Source organism: Bartonella vinsonii subsp. berkhoffii ATCC 51672 (assembly GCF_902825225.1).
Taxonomy (GTDB): Bacteria; Pseudomonadota; Alphaproteobacteria; order Rhizobiales; family Rhizobiaceae; genus Bartonella; species Bartonella berkhoffii.
In genome coordinates, this window is record NZ_CADEAK010000007.1 from 32,762 (window position 1) to 53,391 (window position 20,630).

A 20,630-nucleotide genomic window follows, 5' to 3' on the forward strand; every position below is an offset into this window, starting at 1 on the left:
ACGATATGACATTTTAGAAGAGGTAGCAAAATCCACATTGAAGGTCAATTGCAGAGATGCAAATGATAAGGTCAAGAAAGTAATGACCGCTATATAATAAAGGTTGTTTACAAGTTAAAATTTTGGAGTTTATGCGATGGCTGGTAGCCTTAATAAAGTTATTTTGATTGGTAATCTTGGTGCAGATCCTGAAATTCGCCGTTTGAATTCTGGCGATCAAGTGGCAAATCTGCGTATTGCTACTTCAGAAAGTTGGCGCGATCGTAATACAAATGAGCGTAAAGAGCGCACAGAATGGCATAGTATCGTTATTTTTAATGAAAATCTTATCAAGGTTGTGGAGCAATATTTAAAAAAAGGCAGCAAGATTTATATTGAAGGTCAATTACAAACACGCAAATGGCAAGATCAAAATGGCAATGATCGTTATACAACAGAGATTGTTTTGCAAAAATACCGTGGTGAATTGCAAATGCTTGATGGGCGTGGAGCTGCTGGTGGAGAGCATATGCAAGGAGCCAATCAGTCGAGTGGTAGTTATGAGAGTGGTGGTTTTGGTAACAATAATTCAGATCAGAGGGATGGTTTTGGTCAAAATAATAATCAAGTAAGAGAAGATTTTTCGCACAAATTAGATGATGATATTCCTTTTTGATTCTCCTTGGTAATATTCTTCTTTTTTCTTTTTAGTTGTTTTTTTAATTCACAAAAGTCAATCTTGTTTATTTTATTATGTATTTTGAATACATATAAATAACATGTTGAAAATAATTGTTAAATTTCTTCCTTTGTTGTGGATGAGAAATTAGCATTTTGATGTTTTTTTCGATATAAAAGAGCAAAGTGATTCTTTATTGAAAGTCTTGAAGCTGTGACCGATCTTACTCCACACCCAGAACGTGATGTGCTGGCCGGTATTGAGCCCATCAGCATTGTTGATGAAATGCAACGCTCTTATCTCGATTATGCGATGAGCGTGATTGTTTCACGTGCACTTCCCGATGTCCGTGATGGACTCAAGCCCGTTCATCGGCGTATTCTTCATGCCATGAATGAGATGGGGCTTTCTTTTAACAAGTCTTATCGAAAATCTGCGGGTGTCGTTGGTGAGGTTATGGGAAAATTCCATCCTCATGGTGATGCTTCAATTTATGATGCGTTGGTGCGTATGGCACAGGACTTTTCTTTGCGAAATCCATTGATTGATGGCCAAGGAAATTTTGGTTCTGTTGATGGTGATCCGCCTGCGGCGATGCGCTATACAGAATGTCGTTTAGAAAAAGTTTCTGAAGAGCTTTTAGCGGATATTGATAAAGATACCGTTGATTTTCAGGATAATTATGACGGACGTGAGCATGAACCCGTAGTTCTACCAGCGCGTTTCCCTAATCTTTTGGTTAATGGGTCAGGTGGTATTGCTGTGGGTATGGCAACTAATATTCCGCCCCATAATCTTGGTGAAGTCGTTGATGCTTGTATCGCCTTGATTGATCATCCGGATATTACGCTTGATGAGATCATTCAAATTATTCCTGGTCCTGATTTTCCTACAGGCGGTATTATTCTTGGCCATTCGGGTATTCGTTTGGCTTATGAAACAGGGCGCGGTCCAATTGTTATGCGTGCTAAAGTTGATATTGAAGAAATTCGTAATGGTCGACAAGCAATTATTGTCAGTGAAATACCTTATCAAGTTAATAAAGCAACAATGATTGAAAAAATGGCCGAATTGGTACGTGATAAACGTATTGAGGGAATTTCCGATTTGCGTGACGAGTCTGATCGTGATGGGTATCGCATTGTTATTGAGCTTAAGAAGGATGCTGTTGCAGAGATCGTTTTGAACCAATTATATCGTTATACGCCGCTGCAAACTTCTTTCGGTTGTAATATGGTTGCGTTGAACGGAGGAAAACCTGAACAAATGACGTTGCTTGATATGCTTCGCGCATTTGTTTCTTTCCGAGAAGACGTCGTAAGTCGACGAACAAAATATCTTTTGCGTAAAGCGCGTGAGCGTGCTCATGTTTTGGTTGGTCTTGCAATTGCTGTTGCCAATATTGATGAAATTATAGCACTTATTCGCAAAGCTCCTGATCCACAAACAGCACGTGCACAGTTAATGAAGCGGCGCTGGCCAGCTTTTGATGTGGCACCTTTGATTAAACTTATTGATGATCCCCGTCATGTTATTCATCAGAATGGTACTTATAATTTATCTGAAGAGCAGGCGCGTGCTATTTTGGAGTTGCGTTTGCAGAGGTTGACTGCGCTTGGGCGAGATGAAATTGCTGATGAATTGAATAAAATTGGCGTGGATATCACCGATTACCTTGATATTTTGGCATCTCGTTCACGTATTATGGGGATTGTGAAGGATGAACTGAGATCCCTTCGTGAGGAGTTTGCAACGCCTCGACGCACAGTATTTGGTTTTGGTAGCGCTGAAATGGATAGCGAGGATCTTATCGCTCCAGAAGATATGGTGGTCACAGTTAGTCATAGTGGCTACATTAAGCGCGTTCCTCTCAATACATACCGTGCGCAACGCCGTGGTGGTAAGGGGCGTTCTGGTATGTCTACGAAGGATGAAGATTTTGTAACGCGTTTGTTTGTGGTTAATACACATACACCCGTTCTTTTTTTTTCATCGCGTGGAATTGTTTATAAGGAAAAAGTTTGGCGTTTGCCACTTGGTACGCCGCAATCGCGTGGACGCGCTCTGATTAATCTACTTCCCTTGCAACAAGGTGAGCGCATAACAACTATTATGCCTTTACCAGAAGATGAAGCAAGTTGGAGTGCATTGGATATTATGTTCGTAACAACACGTGGAACTGTGCGTCGTAATAAATTATCCGATTTTGTTCAGGTTAATCGTAATGGCAAAATTGCAATGAAACTTGATGAAGAAGGAGATGAAATTCTTTCAGTTGAAACCTGTACAGAACATGATGATGTTGTTTTAACAACGGCTAATGGACAATGTATTCGTTTTCCAGTTGTTGAGGTTCGTGTTTTTGCAGGGCGTAATTCTGTAGGAGTGCGTGGTATCAATTTGGCTAATGGTGATAAGGTCATTTCGATGACAATCTTAGAACATGTTGAAACCACCTCGATTGAACGTTCTGCTTACGTTAAACGCGTGATTAATGAACGGCGTGCTGCTGGTGTTGATGCTGAAGATATTGTAACTCTTGATGAAGAAGATGGAGGAGCAGAAACAGAGTTGACAGAAGAGCGCTATGCAGAACTTAACGCCCGCGAACAAATGCTTTTAACAGTGAGTGAATTTGGTTATGGAAAGCGATCTTCTTCATACGAATTCCGGATTTCAGGACGTGGTGGAAAAGGAATTCGTGCAACAGATCCTTCTAAAACAGCTGAAATTGGTAAATTAGTGGCAGCTTTTCCAGTGAAGGCGCAAGATCAAATTATGTTGGTATCAGATGGGGGACAGCTTATTCGTGTTCCGGTTGATGGAATTCGTATAGCTGGTCGTTCAACAAAAGGCGTAACGATTTTCAATACAGCTGAAGGCGAGAAAGTCGTATCGGTTGAACGTATTTCTGAATCTGAAGATGATGATAACCCATTAGATGATGAAGCTGGAAAACATTCTGATAGAGTTGATGTGAGTACGGAGAAATCATTCTAAAGGGTTTGGAGTAAAACAATGAAAATTGCTCTTTATGCGGGTTCCTTCGATCCTTTTACAAATGGTCATCTTGATATTTTACAAGCCGGTCTTGTTTTGGTTGACAAAGTGATTGTGGCTATAGGTGTACAGGCTAATAAAAAATCACTTTTTAGTTTTGAAGAGCGTGTTGATTTAATTATTGAAGCAGGAAAAGATTTGTTAAATGTAGGTCCTGATCGGTTGCAGGTTATTTCGTTTGATACGCTTTTGGTTAATAAGGCTCGTGAAATGAGTGCTTCATTGTTTATTCGTGGATTACGTGATGGTACGGATCTTGATTATGAAATGCAAATGGCAGGGATGAATAGTATCATGGCTCCTGAATTGCAAACTGTTTTTTTACCAGCAAGTCTTTCTGGACGTGCAATCACTTCTACGTTGGTACGCCAGATTGCCTCTATGGGTGGGGATATAGACCCCTTTGTACCTTCAAATGTTGCTAGAGCTTTGCGCTTAAAATTTCAATCTTCACAGGAGCGTGATTGTGTATCTTAGATTTTTTGCTGTTTTGACATGTCTTTTTTGCTTTTTTTCATTGAATGCTATAGCTGACGTTTCTCACACAGCTGGTGATTCTGATATTCTTGTCTTATCTCTTAAAAATGGAGATGTGGTTATTCGTCTTCGTCCTGATCTTGCACCAAGACATGTTGTACAAATCAAAAAGTTAACAAAGGGAGGTGCTTATAATAATGTTGTCTTTCACCGTGTTATTCCAGGTTTTATGGCACAGACTGGTGATGTGCAGTTTGGAAAAAAGGGGAGTGCAGATTTTGATGTAAAACGCGTTGGTACTGGAGCTTCAAATTATCCTAATATTCCAGCGGAGTTTTCAAAGCAGCCCTTTAAACGTGGTACTGTTGGGATGGCACGTGCACAAGATCCAAATTCTGCCAATTCTCAATTCTTTATTTGTTTTGATGATGCTTCTTTTTTAAATGGTCAGTATACTGTTGTTGGAGAGGTCATAAAAGGAATGGACGTTGTCGATAAAATTAAAAAAGGCACTTCAAGTAATAATGGATCTGTAAAAGATCCTGATGTTATTAATACTGCCACTTTACAAGCTGATAAATAAATCAAAGGAGTTTAGCTGTATGGCCGAGATTAAAGATTTAGAGAACACCTTAATTCTTGAAACAACAAAGGGCAGAGTCGTTATTGGACTTTTTGCTGATTTAGCCCCTTTTCACGTTGCGCGTATTAAAGAGCTTGTGCGTGAAGGTGCTTATGATAATGTTATTTTTCATCGTGTTATTGAAGGGTTTATGGCTCAAACGGGGGATGTGCAATTTGGAAAAAAGAATGGTGCAGAGTTCAATTTGTCACGTGCCGGTATGGGAGGGTCAGCGAAGCCTAATTTGACGGCAGAGTTTTCAAATCTTTCTCATAAGCGTGGCATAGTTTCTATGGCACGGAGCCAGAATCCAAATTCTGCTAATTCACAGTTTTTTATTTGCTTTGCGGATGCTCCTTGGCTTGACCGTCAATATTCCATATGGGGACAAGTTGTTGAAGGTATGGAAAATGTCGATAAAATTAAGCGTGGTGAGCCTGTTATAGAACCTGATACAATCATTAAAGCTGCAATTGCTGCCGATGTGAAGGAATCGTGATATCGGTTTTAACTTTAAGAGCATCAAGTAAAAATAGCGCTGTCTTTTTGTTTTCTTAAACAGGGTGAAGGTTCATTGTTATGGTTTGAATGCATAACAGTATGCTATTGTATACGTTTGTTTTCTGCACCAAGTTTTATTTATAAATTGCATAGATTTATGGCATGTTGTTTGTCGTTGTTTCTCATAGGTTTTTTATGCTCGAATTTGGTACCTCGTAGTTCGATTGCTTATTCATAACGACAGGCGTGAATAACCAATTTAACTTATGTTATTAAGTCTTATGGGATTCATTGCTTCTTACAGTTGTTTTACATTTGATGTTTGTTGGTCTGTGTCTTATATTTTTGTGTAAGTATAATTGGGGGAATACTTATTTAGTGTCATACTTTGCATTGCGGCTTATTTCTGTATTCAAAATATTAAGAAATTCCTTTTATAGGAAGCCAAATTTTCTAGGAATTATTGGTGATAAAAGCATGTGAAAATGAGATCGTTGTTGGTGGAAAGAACGGCTTTAAAATTCTGATAGGCGAGTATATCTTGTTCAATATATCGGTTATTTTGTGAAATAAGTCTGTTGCTTTATTTATGATGATTATTTGATAACAAAATTGCATTTACGCTATTTAATTTTTTTATGCTGGTTACAATATTAGGCGAATCAGAAATCAATCCATAAAGTTTGTGACGGTACCATAAGGAAAGTTATAGCTTTTCTTTCTATGGTGCTATGAGTTTGTAGAATCAAAAAGACGAGAGTGATGATAAAGACATTTCATTATAGAAAAATTGCTCAAGATGGTTGTGCGCGTCGTGGTGAAATTATAACGGGTCGTAGATGTATTCGTACACCTGCCTTTATGCCAGTTGGGACAGCAGGGACTGTTAAAGCTATGTATATGGATCAGATACGTGCTCTTGGTGCAGATATCATTTTAGGCAATACTTACCATTTAATGTTGCGTCCGGGAGCAGAGCGTGTCGCTCGTTTAGGAGGTCTACATGAGTTTTCGCGTTGGTCTGGGCCTATTCTAACCGATTCTGGTGGATTTCAAGTTATGTCATTGGCGGGAATTCGTAAAATTACAGAACAAGGTGTTATTTTTCGCTCTTACATAAATGGTGCGTACTATGAAATGAGTCCTGAGCGTTCTATCGAAATTCAAGGGCTCCTTAATGCAGATATCCAAATGCAATTGGATCAATGTATTGCACTTCCTGCAAGTGAAAAAGAAATAGAAGCTGCTATGGAACTTTCATTGCGGTGGGCACAGCGCTGTAAAACAGCTTTTGGTGATCAGCCAGACAAAGCACTGTTTGGGATTGTTCAGGGTGGTGATAATATGAAATTACGTGAACATTCTGCTCAAGCTTTAAAAGAGATGGATTTGAAAGGCTATGCTATTGGAGGGCTTGCTGTTGGCGAACCGCAGAATGTTATGACAGCTGTGCTAGATGCTACTTGTCCGATTTTGCCAGAGGATAAGCCACGTTATCTCATGGGGGTGGGAACGCCTGATGATATTTTACAAAGTGTTGCCCGTGGTATTGATATGTTTGATTGTGTTATGCCAACACGTGCAGGACGCCATGGTTTAGCTTTTACACGTTTTGGAAGAATTAATTTGCGTAATGCGCGTTATGCAGAGGATCCACATCCTTTAGATCCACAGTCGCTTTGTCCTGCTGCATGTGATTATAGTTGTGCTTATTTGCACCATTTGATCAGATCTGGCGAATCTCTTGGTGGCATGTTGTTAACTTGGAATAATCTCTATTATTATCAACAACTTATGCAAGGGATTCGTGATGCCATTGAAGAAGGATGTTATACAGATTTTTGTGCTGAAACACGTGCTTTGTGGAAGCAAGGCCGTTAAAGCGCTTGATTGTAAAGTATAGCTTTTGCTTTTATTAAATTGCTTAATTTATTTTCATCAAGAGCTTTTACTAAAAACAAAGTTCAAATGTTTTTTAAAAACGTAAAATTATACTGAACTAAAGAGGAATATGCAATTTTATGGGTCTCTATTTTTTTTGTAACTGTAAGAGTAAACAGAAACTGTTACTCCGGTACGCGCTACCTGATCCGGAGAAAAACAGTTTGTTTCTGTTTCTGGTGACTATTTAGATCAACAATGTTAATGAGGAGTTATCGGACCCTTAAAGAAGTATGAAAATTGCATTTTTATAGGATAATTTGTATTTTTTTCGTTAAATAGTGAAACTCTCACAAAAGTTGTCTCATGTAGGAGTAGATAAGACTGTAATTTGATCTCAATTGAAGGTTTAGAGAACACAAACGATTGATACTTTAAAGTGCGAATCTTATTTTTGCTAGTAACGGTATTTTTATAAATGAAGTTTCATTTAAATGATAAAATATTGTAAATTCTTCCATGCTGTTTAAAAAATCTATGACAAAGAAAATGAAAACTGTTGATATTTTCATTTTCTTTTTAAAAGATGTTTTAATGTTTCATTGAGAAATGCTTAGGCATAGACAGAGGAAGATTTTGAACTCATTTAGGGCCATATTACAGATTTTGCGATGAAGGTATCACTCAATGATGACAATGAGGAATTCTCATGGAAAAACATTCTTGCTCTAAGAATTGATTTGAGAACACGGTGTTTAGCAACTTTAGCTTTTGCAGTGGGAGGTTTTTCTATTGGTACTGCAGAGTTTGTTGCCATGGGTTTACAGCTGGAGATGGCACGAAGCTCGTCTGTTGATATTCCTACAGCTGGTCAATATATTTTGCTTATGCATTGGGCATTGTGATTGGAGCACCTCTTTTAGCTGTTGCAACAGCTCAGTTATCACGTAAAACTGTGTTGATAGGATTAATGTTTTTTTATGCGCTAGCAAATATTGCAAGTGCTCTTTTTTCTGATTTTAGCATATTGGTAGCATTGCCGTTTATCAGTGGTCTTCCACATGGTGTCTATTTCGGTCTTGCAACTATGGTTGCTGCTTCTATGGTAGAAACGCATGAACGTTCCAAAGCTGTTGGATATGTTATGCTTGGTTTAACAATTGCAACCGTTTTGGGAGCACCAGGAGCGACTTGGATTGGACAACTTGTTGGTTGGCAGATTGCTTTTGTGCTTGTAGGTGCTCTTGCTTTATTGTGTTGTTTGCTTATTTGGAAATTTTTGCCTTCTCTGGTTTGGAGATGCAAAAAACAAATCCTCTGCGCGAACTTGATGCATTAAAACAAAGGCAGGTATGGTTTCTTTTGATGATGGTTTCAGTTTGAGCATCAAGATTATTTTCTGTTTTCACTTATATTAAGTCAACATTAATGCATATTTCTGGTGTTTAGCTTGATTTTGTAACATTTATTATGCCGTTAGTTGGATTAGGGATGGTGGTTGGAAATTTTTTAGGACCTAAATTTGCTGTTAAAGTTGGAACTTCGCTAATGATATTTTTTGCTATGCTTTGGAGTACATTCGTTTTTTTTCTTTTTATCTCATACTCCTTTAACAGCAGCATTAGGATACTTTTTTGTTGGCACTTCTTTCGCAGCTATGCCTTCTATACAAACAAAGATTATGGATGTTGCTCTCCATGGACAGATTTTAGCAGGAGCGTTAATGCAATCTGCTTTTAATATTGCTAACGCTCTTGGAGCAGAATCTGGAGCATGGGTTTTGAAATGGGGCTATAGTTATGAATATACTGCTGTTCTTGGGGGTATCTTAACTCTATGTGGTTTACTGATTTTTTGTTTCTTATGATATTTGGAAAAGCGTAACTAATATTGCTTTTTTCTCTTGAGAGAAAAAATATCTTTTCGTTTATTTAGTTATTTGATTGTCCTGTTGGGTTTTTAAATATGTTATAAGAAACACGTAGAGCAAGCGGAATGCCAAGACAAAATAAAAGACTGATGAGTACTGCAAGAAGAGTTTTTGCGGCTAAAATCATTCCTACTATTCCTCCAGGATTTAAAAGACCCGAAAAATTGGTAATTGTTCCTGCAAGGGTTGCACTTAATGCTGCTGAAAATAGCTGTACAGAGGTAATGGATTCGCTAGCGCGTAGGGCATCTTCATTATTTGCACATTGTAAGATCCGAGTTAATAAATGCGGCCATGCTATACCAGCGCTCATCCCTATAGCAAACAATGCTAAGCAAATGATAACGATATGTCCAGATGTGGAATCTGTTATTGGAACGAGCCATAAAAGACCGCTTATACCCAAAAGACTTAATATGGGGGAGTATACAATGATGCTATGAATTTTTTTGCATTTACACCAGCACTTGATAAGGAACCACATGTCCATCCGAAGCTCATGAGTGACGCTATATAACCAGCAATAAGTGGTGCTTGTCCATGAAGCTCTTGAAGAAAAAGTGGAAAATAAAGCTCTATACTATATACCACAGTCGTCATAACAAGTATCAAAGCATAAATAGAAAAAAACTCAGAAGAGAAGGAAAAGGATTTATGCGGCAACATGCGGTGAAGTGTGGATGATTCGATTTTTGCTAGCACAAAGAGAAGACTCAATCCGATAACTAATCCACCAATTTGCGTAATGGTGGTATTTATAGCTCCACCAGCAGAAATGATTATAATCAAAAAGATGAGTATGAAGAGTTGTAGAAGAGGAAGTGGGGATGATGGAACAGTGTTTTCATTTTCTTTTGGTAAAACTTTAAGGGCGATGAGCAAGAAGATTATAGCTAAGACACCGATAACCCAAAAGGATGCTCTCCATATACCATAGTGTACAGAAATACCACCGATAGCTGGTCCTAATAAGGTTGATATTCCCCACATTCCTGAAATAGTACTCAATGCATATGACCATACAGGTGGACTGAGAACAATACGAACCATAGAATAGGATAAGGATAGTAAAGAACCGCTTCCGAAGCCTTGAATAAAACGTCCTATTAAAAATAATGGCATAGTCGAAGCTATGGCGCACATGAAGGTACCAACGGTAAAAATACAGCCAGAAATCAAATACGCTTTGCGAGGGCCTATTTTCTCTAATATTTTCGTTGCAAGCGAAGTACCAAGGAGTGATGCTGTAATAAAGACGGTTGCTGCCCAAGAATAACAAAGCTCCCCGCCAATATCACTCATAAGAGAAGGCAAAATAGTAATAACAACATAAATGTTGGTGGCGTGTAATACAACACCACCCGTAAACGTTAAAAAACGAATACCATTTTTACCCAATAAAAGCGCAGACCAGTTTTGTTTGTTCACTGTTTTTGCTATTTAGTAAAGAGTTGACCTCCTTTATTTATAAGACAGTTATTTAAATTTGCCAAGAGAAGATTCAAAGCTCTCCTTTCGCAGAGCTTTGAGATTTAAATGAAGTGATAACTAATTATTCATTGCTTGTCTAAGATTTTCATTAATTTTATCGAGGAAATCTGTTGTAGAAAGCCATTTTTGTTTCGGTCCAATTAAAAGTGCGAGATCTTTGGTCATAAAGCCTTCTTCAACAGTTTTAATACAAATTTCTTCTAATGTTTTGGCAAAGTTTTTTAATTTCTCATTATTATCCAGTTTAGCACGGTGTGCTAGTCCTCGTGTCCATGCAAAAATAGATGCAATAGAATTTGTTGATGTCTCTTCACCTTTTTGATGCTGACGGTAATGACGTGTTACTGTACCATGTGCTGCTTCGGCTTCAACAATTTTACCGTCTGGTGTCATGAGAACAGATGTCATAAGACCAAGGGAACCAAAGCCTTGAGCAACAATATCAGACTGGACATCACCATCATAGTTTTTACATGCCCATACATAGCCACCTGACCATTTAAGTGCAGAAGCAACCATATCGTCAATAAGGCGATGTTCGTAATATAATTTATGATTTTCAAATTCAGTTTTAAATTCTGCATCAAATATTTCTTGAAAGATGTCTTTAAAACGACCATCGTAAGTTTTCAAAATGGTATTTTTTGTTGAAAGATAGACTGGAACATTTCGTTGTAGCCCATAATTAAAAGATGCTCTGGCAAAATCACAAATTGATTCATCAAGGTTGTACATAGCCATAGCAACCCCTGCGCTTGGAGCATCAAAGACATCATGTTTGATAATTTGATTGTCCTCTCCGACAAATTTAATACTTAATTTTCCTTTGCTAGGAAATTTGAAATCCGTTGCTTTATATTGATCACCAAAAGCGTGCCGTCCAATAATAATTGGTTTTGTCCAGTTAGGAACGAGGCGTGGGACATTTTTACAAATAATAGGTTCACGAAAAATAACGCCCCCTAAGATATTACGGATCGTGCCATTGGGTGATTTCCACATTTTTTTAAGGTTAAATTCTTTAACCCGCGCTTCATCTGGTGTGATGGTTGCACATTTTATACCAACCCCATATTTTTTGATAGCATTGGCAGAATCAATAGTTACCTGATCATCGGTTGCATCTCGATTTACAACGGAAAGATCGTAATATTTAAGCTCAATATCAAGATAGGGATGGATCAATTTATCTTTGATATATTTCCAGATTATACGAGTCATTTCATCCCCATCGATTTCAACAACGGGGTTTTCCACTTTGATCTTTGCCATGAGAAATCCTTTTTATTTAAATGATATTATTTTTTATAGCATTTTCAAGTTTATGATGAAAAGTAAAAACAAGGATGATAGAATGTAACCATTAAAACATATATTATCAATATGTTAAGAATTATTACTAAACTGATTCATTAAAAAGATAATATTATTTCTTTCGTATAATTATTGTATAGTTGATAAAAAGCTGATGCAAGAGAAGGATTAAGTGAAATTTACTACAAAATGTAGAGAATTTTATTTTTTGTAAGATGTTTGATTTAATTATTTGATAAATTTATATTATTATGGTGTTCGCTACGATTTTTAGAGATATTATGTTCGAGAAATAAATTGAATGTGATAGACAAGGAGCCATAATCAAAAAGGGGAGGCATAAACCGAGTCTTGAATCAGCCCCTTAGAGTAGTCTTGGACATTGTTTTTAAAGCTCTTCTGGGAACTCAATAGAGTTTTATAAAGAATAAAAGCTGCATTTGCTAGAAAATACAGTTTATGTATTAGTATGCCTTACAAATTTTAAATATTACGAAACAACACTATCCCATAGATCTATATTTAATCCATTTTCTTTTTCTTACAAGCATAAGTGATGTAGCATTCTCTTGGAAGAAAAATCACTCACATAGAAATATCGGCAATTCTCTCCACAGGACAATTATGAAAATCCTATTCCCTAACCTTTATTCACGCATCCCGAATCTTAAAAAAACATATATTAAATCAATGAGTTATATGAGATAAAAAAGGACCTGGTACGCCCAAGGGGAATTGAACCCCTGTTTCCGCCGTGAAAGGGCGGCGTCCTAACCTCTAGACGATGGGCGCGAACCAATGATGAGGCTTATAGAGAGGATCTTTTTACTTCGCAAGTCCTCTGCGTAATTTTTTTTAAAAAAACATATTTTATTGCATTATTTTGGATATGTTATTGTCACTCTTGGCTGGATTATTTTATTCTCTAGAGTTATATGTGAAAAAATAGAGAGCATAATTCATAAGTGATAATTTTTTTATGTTAGCACCGTGATAATCAAATGATATTTTTCGTACTTACTTTTTTGAGAAATAAAAAAATAATTAAATCAGTATGTTAAATGGTTTTGAGTTTTTCTATTGTTGTTTTTCTGGAATATATGCTTGGTGTTTTACTTGTTCAAAGGTCCTCTATGAAGGAGAATAATCATCTAAGATTTTCGGAAAAACCAAAAGCGATTATAAACCACAAGCGACTATAGAGCAATTATTCTGAAATAAAACAATAAACATATCATTAATAAGCTAAAAAATGATACGAATCATATAAGATTGTTTTTGCAATTAGATATAGTTTTCTTATCGTTTAATAAAATGTTTGCCATCAAAATGAAAAAAATATTGCAACAAATCCAAAGTAAAACGGAATTTAATAATCATTTTTTCATATACTTATTTAAGCTTTACTCTTTGTAGTAGTGGTTTAAGAAGGATATTACTCTTCAAAAGAGATAAATTTTGTATTCTGAGAGATTTTGATTGAATGAGCAGTTTTGTTGTAAAAGAGGACAAATTGAGTTGAATAGAGTAGGGGATTTCTTTAGATTATATTTGATTATATGCATCGGTTTCATTGGATTTGCACATAATAAATTTTTTTCAAAAAGAGGGATAAGCAGTTAGATAATGGCAGAAGCTTTAAGAGTTGGCATTGCGGGCCTTGGTACGGTTGGTACTTCAGTTATAAGAATTCTGCGTGAAAAAGCGAGTAGTTTAGCTTACCAATGTGGACGATCAATCGAAATTGTTGCTGTTAGTGCACGTGATAGAAACCGTAAGCGTGGAATTGATCTGAGTGATATAAAATGGTTCGATTCACCAGAGGAGTTGGCTTCTTCTGATGAGATTGATGTTTTTGTGGAATTAATTGGAGGTGAATTAGATGTTGTACATCAAGCTGTTAAGAAGGCGCTTGAGGTGGGGCATCATGTTGTTACTGCCAATAAAGCACTTCTTGCACGACACGGGGTAGCACTTGCTGTGAGTGCAGAAAAAAAAGGCGTTTTTTTTCATTTTGAAGCTGCTGTTGCTGGGGGAATTCCTGTCATCAAAGCGATGAGAGAATCACTTTGCGGTAGCCGTATATCGCGAATTTATGGTATTCTCAATGGAACCTGCAACTATATATTAACACGTATGTTTAATGAGGGCCTTTCATTTAAAGATTGTTTGACGGATGCACAGAGACTTGGTTATGCTGAAGCTGATCCAACTTTTGATATTGGGGGAAATGATACCGCTCATAAATTGGCTTTATTGACAAGTTTAGCATTCGGAACAGCCATTTCGTTAGATGATGTTTATGTTGAAGGAATTAGTAATATTTCGCAGATTGATATCCGTGCAGCTGATGAATTGGGTTATCGGATTAAGCTTTTAGGGGTCGCATTAGAAACCGATTCCGGAATTGAGCAACGTGTTCATCCAACAATGGTACCAACATCATCGATGATTGCACAGATTCATGGTGTGACAAATGCCCTTTCTATTCAAAGTGATTTATTAGGTGAATTGCTCTTTTCTGGTCCTGGTGCTGGAGGAGCGGCAACAGCATCAGCGGTTATTGGTGATTTGGCTGATATAGCGAAAGCACATACTGGTTTTCAGTATGCACCTGTTTTAAGAAATCCAGCATTGGGGCTTGCTCCTCATAAAAAAGCACGTATTTCGCATCATACTGGTGGGTATTTTATTCGTTTGAATGTTCATGATCGTGCTGGTGTTTTTGCTGCAGTAGCACAGCATATGGCTGATAACCACATTTCATTAGAGTCGATTGTTCAAAAAACTTTTGTAGAAAGCCAGATTGTAAAAACAATTATTTTAATAACGCATGAAACAACGGAGGTGAATGTACGAAAAGCGCTTGCAGCAATTGAAAAAGATGGTCATCTTGTTGCAAAATCTCAATTCATTCGTATTGAACCTATGGCATAGAATTGAGAGGTTGTTTAATGATAAAGAAAAAATGTGAGTGTTTTTTTCTTTTGTGGAGAGTTTTTATCTTTACCAAAAGCTTTCTTCTTAATGTTTAACAATAAATGCTAATGCTTTTTTTAATACTCATTCGGTAGGATTTTTTATATGCCCGCATCTCAGAAAAATTTAAATGGACTTGATCGTATTCTAACACTTGAATTGGTACGTGTCACTGAGCGTGCTGCTGTTGCAGCTGCACGTTGGTGTGGACGGGGTGATGAAAAGGCTGCTGATCAGGCTGCTGTGGATGCAATGCGTCAGGAGCTTAATCGGTTGCCTATTGATGGTACAGTGGTGATTGGTGAAGGGGAACGCGATGAAGCTCCTATGCTTTATATTGGAGAGAAAGTAGGACTTCAAGAGGGGACAGCGATTGATATTGCACTTGATCCACTTGAGGGAACGACAATTTGTGCTAAAAATCTTGCTAATTCTTTAGCTGTGGTTGCAATTGCTGAAAGAGGTAATTTACTTTACGCTCCTGACGTCTATATGAAAAAAATTGCTGTTGGTCCTGGTTATCCCAAGGGAATTGTTGATATAGATGCTTTGCCTGCTGATAATATTCATGCCCTTTCAAAAGCTAAAGGGGTAGCTGTAAATCAGGTAACTGTTTGTATTATGGATCGGCCTCGTCATGAAAAACTGATTGGGGAAGTGCGTGCAACGGGAGCATCAATTCGTTTAATTGGTGATGGAGATGTCGCGGCTGTTATTGATACAACAGATCCAGATGAAACGGGTATTGATATCTACATGGGGATTGGTGGAGCACCAGAGGGTGTGTTAGCTGCTGCAGCTTTGCGTTGTATTGGTGGGCAGATGCAAGGTCGTTTGCTGCTTGATACAGAAGAAAAAATCGCGCGTGCAGCAAAAATGGGAATTGATGACCCCAATAAAGTTTATACAATCGAAGAAATGGCAAAAGGGGATGTGTTATTTTCTGCAACAGGTGTAACGGATGGCAATATGCTTTCAGGTGTTAAATTTACGCCTCGTTATATTCAAACAGAAACACTTGTGATGCGTTCACATACCGGTACAATCCGTCATATTAAAGCGCAGCATAGAGATTATTCAAAATTTGATTAAAATAATGCTTTCTTTTTAGCGGTATCTGTTAAGAAAGTGAAAAAGTATCATTTGGGGAGAGATTGTGCTTCCATAAAAACGCTAAGAGATGTTTTCATGGAAGCATTGATAGAGTGATTTGTAGAAATATCTTCTTATTGTTATGAGAGCTGCACAGTGTGTACCCAGCCATTTTTATCTTCTATATTGCCTTTTTGAAGGTCAACAAGTTGTGTGCGAAGCTGTCTTGTAATTTCACCAATTGTTTCATTTCCGATAATGACTTCGCCATTTTTGTATTTAAAACGGCCGATTGATGTAATAACGGCTGCTGTACCACAAGCAAAGACTTCCTTAAGATGACCATTTTGTACATCTTCTTTGAGCGATTCAAAAGAATAAGGACGCTCTTCTATCGTTAGCCCCATTTGTTGGGCCAATTGTAAAATTGAATGGCGTGTTATTCCCGGAAGAATGGTGCCACTCAGTGCAGGTGTTACAAGTGTATTATTTGCCATAATAAAGCAAACATTCATGCCGCCAAGTTCTTCAATCCATTTATGTTCAATCATATCAAGGAAAAGCACTTGGCTACAATTATTTTGTACTGCGCTGCTTTGTGCAAGTAAGCCTGCTGCATAGTTGCCACCACACTTGGCAGCACCTGTGCCTCCTGGACCAGCACGGCTATAATCTGTTTCAATCCATACGCTAACAGATTTTTCTTCTCCTTTGAAATATGATTCAACTGGAGAGGCTATGATACAAAAAAGATATTCTTTAGAAGGGCGAACGCCTAAAAAGCTTTCATTGCCAAACATGAATGGACGTATGTAGAGGCTCGCATTGGGAAGTCCTGAAACCCATTTTTGATCAATTTTTACCAACTGATTAATTGCATCTAAAAAAATCTCCTTCGGTAATTCTGGCATAGCTAAACGCTTCGCTGATTCTATAAAACGTTGTGCATTGGCTTCAGGGCGGAATAACAAAATACGCCCATCTTTTGCGAGATATGCTTTTAAACCTTCAAAAATTTCTTGCGCATAATGCAAAACGGTACTTGCTGGGCTAATCTCTAAGGGTTTATATTGAGAAATAACAGCGTTATGCCAACCTTTATCTTCAGTCCATTGGATGGTACACATGTGGTCTGTAAAAAATTGACCAAAACCAGGACTTTTTAGAATTTCTTCACGTTTCTGATCTGGCAGAGGTGATGGATGTTTTTCTATTTTAAACGGAAGCGATGATGTAAGGGATTTCATAACTAAGACCTTTTAGGGTATACTTTGTTTCTGTGTAGTTTTTATTATAAGAAAAATAAAATAGTTTTATTACAACTTTTTTTTATTTTTAGCAAAACATTCATGTTAATGTTTCAGCATAGAATTAAAAGAAAAGACTCTTAAGAGATATTTTTGTTTTTATGTTTCTTTTTGTCAATTTTATCAAGTTATCGGGAACCTTTAGGAATATTTATCGTTTTCCAAAAGTAAGTATCTGAATAATTTCATATATGTATATTTTGTAACTTAAAGGTAGGGGAATTGAGAAAAGGAATTCACTATGATTGATAGAAATTACCACACATATGACAAGCGTATAGCTGCTGAAAAAAAAGAGCGCGAACAGCTTAATTCAATTGGTAGAGGTATCCTTGCTATTCTTCTTGGAGTTTTTATTATTTGGTTTGTTTTTGGCTTTTTAGGATCTTTTTTTGAAAAAAAACCTGAATATATATCACATTATAGTACGACAGAATCAAATCAAACGATAACAAGCCCTAGAAAAGATTTAAATTCGACATCTCCAATACCTTATATCTATAAAAATACAACGTCCTCTTTCCCCCATGAGTAATTCCTCAGATAAAAAATTTCATGAGGCAGAGATTAAGATATAAAGTTTTTTCAAATATATAAGCTTAAAAAATTGAGGCGATTTTAATTCCTGAAATTAATCAATAAACCAAATCATCAGTATTAAAATAAATCATGCAGCCGTTATTAAAGCGGCTGCATGATTTATTTAGCGTGTGATAAAACAATTTCCCCCAGAGCTTTTGATGTCTTCACAGAGGCTTACAGCGTCATTCCGATTTTGCGTCTGTATACGAACACGATAATAGGTTCCTTTACCTGGTATGAGTGCAGATTGAATATTTAAAGGACGAGTGCCAATAAGGAATCCAAATCTAGACTTTATGTTTTTCAAAGAATCTTTGGCTAGCGCATGGGTTGGTTGGGATGCAAGCTGTACGTAATAACTTTCTGTATTTTGTGTGACTATTCGGTTTGGTGAAGTGGTGCGAGAATCAGCATGCCGTTGTCTTTCTGAATTTCTTTCTGCATATGAAGGAACAGGTATAACTTTTTCTTCAATCTTAGAGGGAGAAGTGCTTTCAGCTATTATTTTATCAATAGCACTCGTGAAATTATGTTCTGTTTCTTTATTATTATTTATATCGGAATCCTGAGAAGAAACAGGCGAAAAATCTTGAGATTGATCTGTAGTGGTTTGATCAGTTGTTTCTTCGGGCTCGTCAGTAGCTTTTCTCTCTGTTTCACGCATTGGTGCCAGTACAACTGTGCCATCTTGGTTTACAATAACAGTTTGCACTTCTCGTGTTGGAATGGTGTGATTGATAGCTTCTGTTACTGCATCTTCAACATCAGATTCATGAAGTGAAGAGGATGAAAAACTTGTAGTTTCTTGTTGGTTTAATTCTGTTAAGTCTTCAGGTTGTTCAGAATTATCAATAAGCGATTGCTGTGTATTTTCTTGTTTTTCATTTTGTTCAGTTGTTTGTTTATAAATATCTAAATTATGTGCAACGTCATTCTTTGTTTCTGTTGTTTCTTGTTTAAATTTGAAAGGTGTATTGTCAGCGTGGATAATGGGCACATTTCCATTTTTTTGTGATGGCATAAAGAAATGAGAATAACTGAAGAAACCCATTGTTACTAAGATGAGAAGAACAATAGTTTTAGTAAGCGTTTTACCAACAATAGAACTTTTTATGGAAGGGGAAGGTGATGCATGCGTGGGGATTTCATCTATACCTTTGTATAATGCATTCTCTGTAGAAAAGGAGGAGTTGTATCCTATATTGTTGGTAGGAGCATAGTTGGCATTTTGATCTTGTGAATTTGTATATGCATCTTCTTTTGGAATATCCATGGTTTGATGAAAGATTTCATTGAAGACTTCACTTTGCTGTTGTTGTCGCGAAAAATTTTCTGCTGAAACATTTCCTACATTGAATATATCAGCAAATTCTTCTTTTAAATCATCAGTCGGTACATCATATTCTGGGGCTTCATACGGGACTTCAGGAACCATAATGGGCCCAGTTTTTTCTACGATTTCCTCTGCAAATTTATAAGTATCAACATTTGGAGGAGGAGTATCCCTGTGCGTATAGTTATGAGCAAAAAAGCTTTCTCTTTGTTGTGTGCTAAGAGGTTCTGATGAGGGGTGCATATCATTTAAATTATTTTGATACGACACTTCTTTATTATTTTGCTTGGAGTTATTTTCAGCGCTGTTGATATATTGGTTTTGAGCGTCACGATATTCTGGAGTTGTTCCAGTATAAGCTTCTTGTTTTGCGGATTCCTTTTCATAAAACTGTGGATAATCGGCAGTATAATGCTCCTGTGAAAAGCCTTCTAAATAAGACTGTTTGTCCATTTGTGTTGAATTGAAAGATGACGGAAAGCCACTTATTGTTTCATTTTTTGCAATATCTTTTTTCTCTGGAATAAGGTCAGAAGATGAGGAAAATACGTTCGTATCCATAGAGGAGGAGACATTATTGTAATATTCTGTAGGCCAATCCTCTTGATCCGCTGAAACTTTATATGGGTGGTTTATGGGAGTGTCGTGAAAGCTTTGATTGTCATCATAATTTTGCTTTATAGGAGTATTTCTTTGTTGCGAGATTGTTTGTGGAAAAGGGCTAGTTTTTTCAATGGGTTCTGGTGTGATTTCTCTATTATCGTGTTTATCCATTTCATCGAAAAAGAAATTTTCTGATTGTGCGTTAAAATGACTTTTTTCAAAAAAAGGATTAGCACTGATGGGGGGAGTTTTCTTTTGAGATGATTGATTCTTTGGGATAGGTAATGGAGAAAGTTCATCTAAAATTTGCTCTTCATCATGATTCAGAGCTGAAGAGTGTGGCTCTTCAGACGAAAAGTTGTTTTGTTCTGATTTGTTGAAAAAAGGTGTCGGTCCAGCATTTGATGTTGGTTCATTTGGCAAGTCATTTGTTAAATTATTTTCAAACTCTGCTTCTAGAAAGGACAAATCAAAGTCATCTTCATAGGATGAAGCTTTAGGAGCGTGAGGTATCGATTGATCAGTCTGTAAAGAAGATTGATCATTTTGATGTCCGCTTTGTTTATTCGGATTAAAAATGCGCGTAAGCCTCTCTAAAGGATCCTTGTGTTCATGATCTTGTTTTATTTCGTGCGAATTTTTGCGATCGTTATCGCTCATAGCTTTTCTCACATGATGATTTGCATCTGCATGCAATAAATGGTTCATTTAAATTTGTTGTATTTTAAAATTACAAACTTCCCCCTTTTGCGACAAGGATATATGAAAAATATCAACAAACTACCCATTTTATGTATTTA

The 20,630-nt window shown here is 36.9% G+C and carries 12 protein-coding genes, 1 tRNA gene and 2 pseudogenes; 10 read left to right on the top strand and 5 right to left on the bottom strand.

The window, feature by feature from the left end:
* Positions 1 to 136 precede the first annotated feature (136 nt).
* The 7 genes and pseudogenes from ssb (at position 137) to J7R10_RS04860 (ending at position 9,066) form a co-directional block, all read left to right on the top strand.
* Positions 137 to 655: a single-stranded DNA-binding protein gene (gene ssb / locus J7R10_RS04830; protein WP_010705139.1), complete on the top strand. Its 519-nt coding sequence runs from the start codon at positions 137 to 139 to the stop codon at positions 653 to 655.
* Positions 656 to 871: 216 nt separating this feature from the next.
* A complete protein-coding gene (gene gyrA, locus J7R10_RS04835; protein ID WP_010705140.1) occupies positions 872 to 3,658 on the top strand; it encodes a DNA gyrase subunit A in 2,787 nt (928 codons plus the stop codon).
* An 18-nt stretch (positions 3,659 to 3,676) separates the two neighbouring features.
* Positions 3,677 to 4,195 carry a pantetheine-phosphate adenylyltransferase gene (gene coaD / locus J7R10_RS04840; protein WP_010705141.1) on the top strand — a complete coding sequence of 173 codons (519 nt, stop codon included), beginning with the start codon at positions 3,677 to 3,679 and terminating at the stop codon, positions 4,193 to 4,195.
* A complete protein-coding gene (locus tag J7R10_RS04845; RefSeq protein WP_010705142.1) occupies positions 4,185 to 4,778 on the top strand; it encodes a peptidylprolyl isomerase in 594 nt (197 codons plus the stop codon). The genes coaD and J7R10_RS04845 overlap by 11 nt, the downstream gene beginning before the upstream one ends.
* Positions 4,779 to 4,797: 19 nt before the next feature.
* Positions 4,798 to 5,316 carry a peptidylprolyl isomerase gene (locus J7R10_RS04850; RefSeq protein WP_010705143.1) on the top strand — a complete coding sequence of 173 codons (519 nt, stop codon included), beginning with the start codon at positions 4,798 to 4,800 and terminating at the stop codon, positions 5,314 to 5,316.
* Between the two features lie 764 nt (positions 5,317 to 6,080).
* Positions 6,081 to 7,199, top strand: a complete 1,119-nt coding sequence (tgt, locus tag J7R10_RS04855) for a tRNA guanosine(34) transglycosylase Tgt (RefSeq protein WP_010705144.1) — start codon at positions 6,081 to 6,083, stop codon at positions 7,197 to 7,199.
* A gap of 687 nt (positions 7,200 to 7,886) precedes the next feature.
* Positions 7,887 to 9,066: pseudogene (locus J7R10_RS04860) on the top strand (MFS transporter).
* Positions 9,067 to 9,130: 64 nt separating this feature from the next.
* Here the strand turns inward: J7R10_RS04860 and J7R10_RS04865 are convergent.
* The 3 genes and pseudogenes from J7R10_RS04865 to J7R10_RS04875 all read right to left on the bottom strand — a co-directional run bounded on the left by J7R10_RS04865 (position 9,131) and on the right by J7R10_RS04875 (position 12,726).
* A pseudogene (locus J7R10_RS04865) lies at positions 9,131 to 10,557 on the bottom strand (MFS transporter).
* Between the two features lie 120 nt (positions 10,558 to 10,677).
* Positions 10,678 to 11,892: an NADP-dependent isocitrate dehydrogenase gene (locus tag J7R10_RS04870; RefSeq protein WP_010705146.1), complete on the bottom strand. Its 1,215-nt coding sequence runs from the start codon at positions 11,890 to 11,892 to the stop codon at positions 10,678 to 10,680.
* 759 nt (positions 11,893 to 12,651) lie between these two features.
* Positions 12,652 to 12,726, bottom strand: a tRNA-Glu gene (locus tag J7R10_RS04875).
* An 834-nt stretch (positions 12,727 to 13,560) separates the two neighbouring features.
* On the opposite strand from J7R10_RS04875, the gene J7R10_RS04880 reads away from it, so the two are divergent.
* Positions 13,561 to 14,871 carry a homoserine dehydrogenase gene (locus J7R10_RS04880; RefSeq protein WP_010705147.1) on the top strand — a complete coding sequence of 437 codons (1,311 nt, stop codon included), beginning with the start codon at positions 13,561 to 13,563 and terminating at the stop codon, positions 14,869 to 14,871.
* Between the two features lie 147 nt (positions 14,872 to 15,018).
* A complete protein-coding gene (glpX, locus tag J7R10_RS04885) occupies positions 15,019 to 16,005 on the top strand; it encodes a class II fructose-bisphosphatase (RefSeq protein WP_010705148.1) in 987 nt (328 codons plus the stop codon).
* Positions 16,006 to 16,145: 140 nt separating this feature from the next.
* Here glpX and J7R10_RS04890 read toward each other — a convergent pair whose 3' ends face one another.
* Positions 16,146 to 17,252: a branched-chain amino acid aminotransferase gene (locus J7R10_RS04890; RefSeq protein WP_010705149.1), complete on the bottom strand. Its 1,107-nt coding sequence runs from the start codon at positions 17,250 to 17,252 to the stop codon at positions 16,146 to 16,148.
* Positions 17,253 to 17,553: 301 nt separating this feature from the next.
* Between J7R10_RS04890 and J7R10_RS04895 the strand changes: the two genes are divergently transcribed.
* Positions 17,554 to 17,847: a hypothetical protein gene (locus tag J7R10_RS04895; protein WP_010705150.1), complete on the top strand. Its 294-nt coding sequence runs from the start codon at positions 17,554 to 17,556 to the stop codon at positions 17,845 to 17,847.
* Between the two features lie 168 nt (positions 17,848 to 18,015).
* Here J7R10_RS04895 and J7R10_RS04900 read toward each other — a convergent pair whose 3' ends face one another.
* A complete protein-coding gene (locus J7R10_RS04900; protein ID WP_026501324.1) occupies positions 18,016 to 20,490 on the bottom strand; it encodes an SPOR domain-containing protein in 2,475 nt (824 codons plus the stop codon).
* Positions 20,491 to 20,630 lie beyond the last annotated feature (140 nt).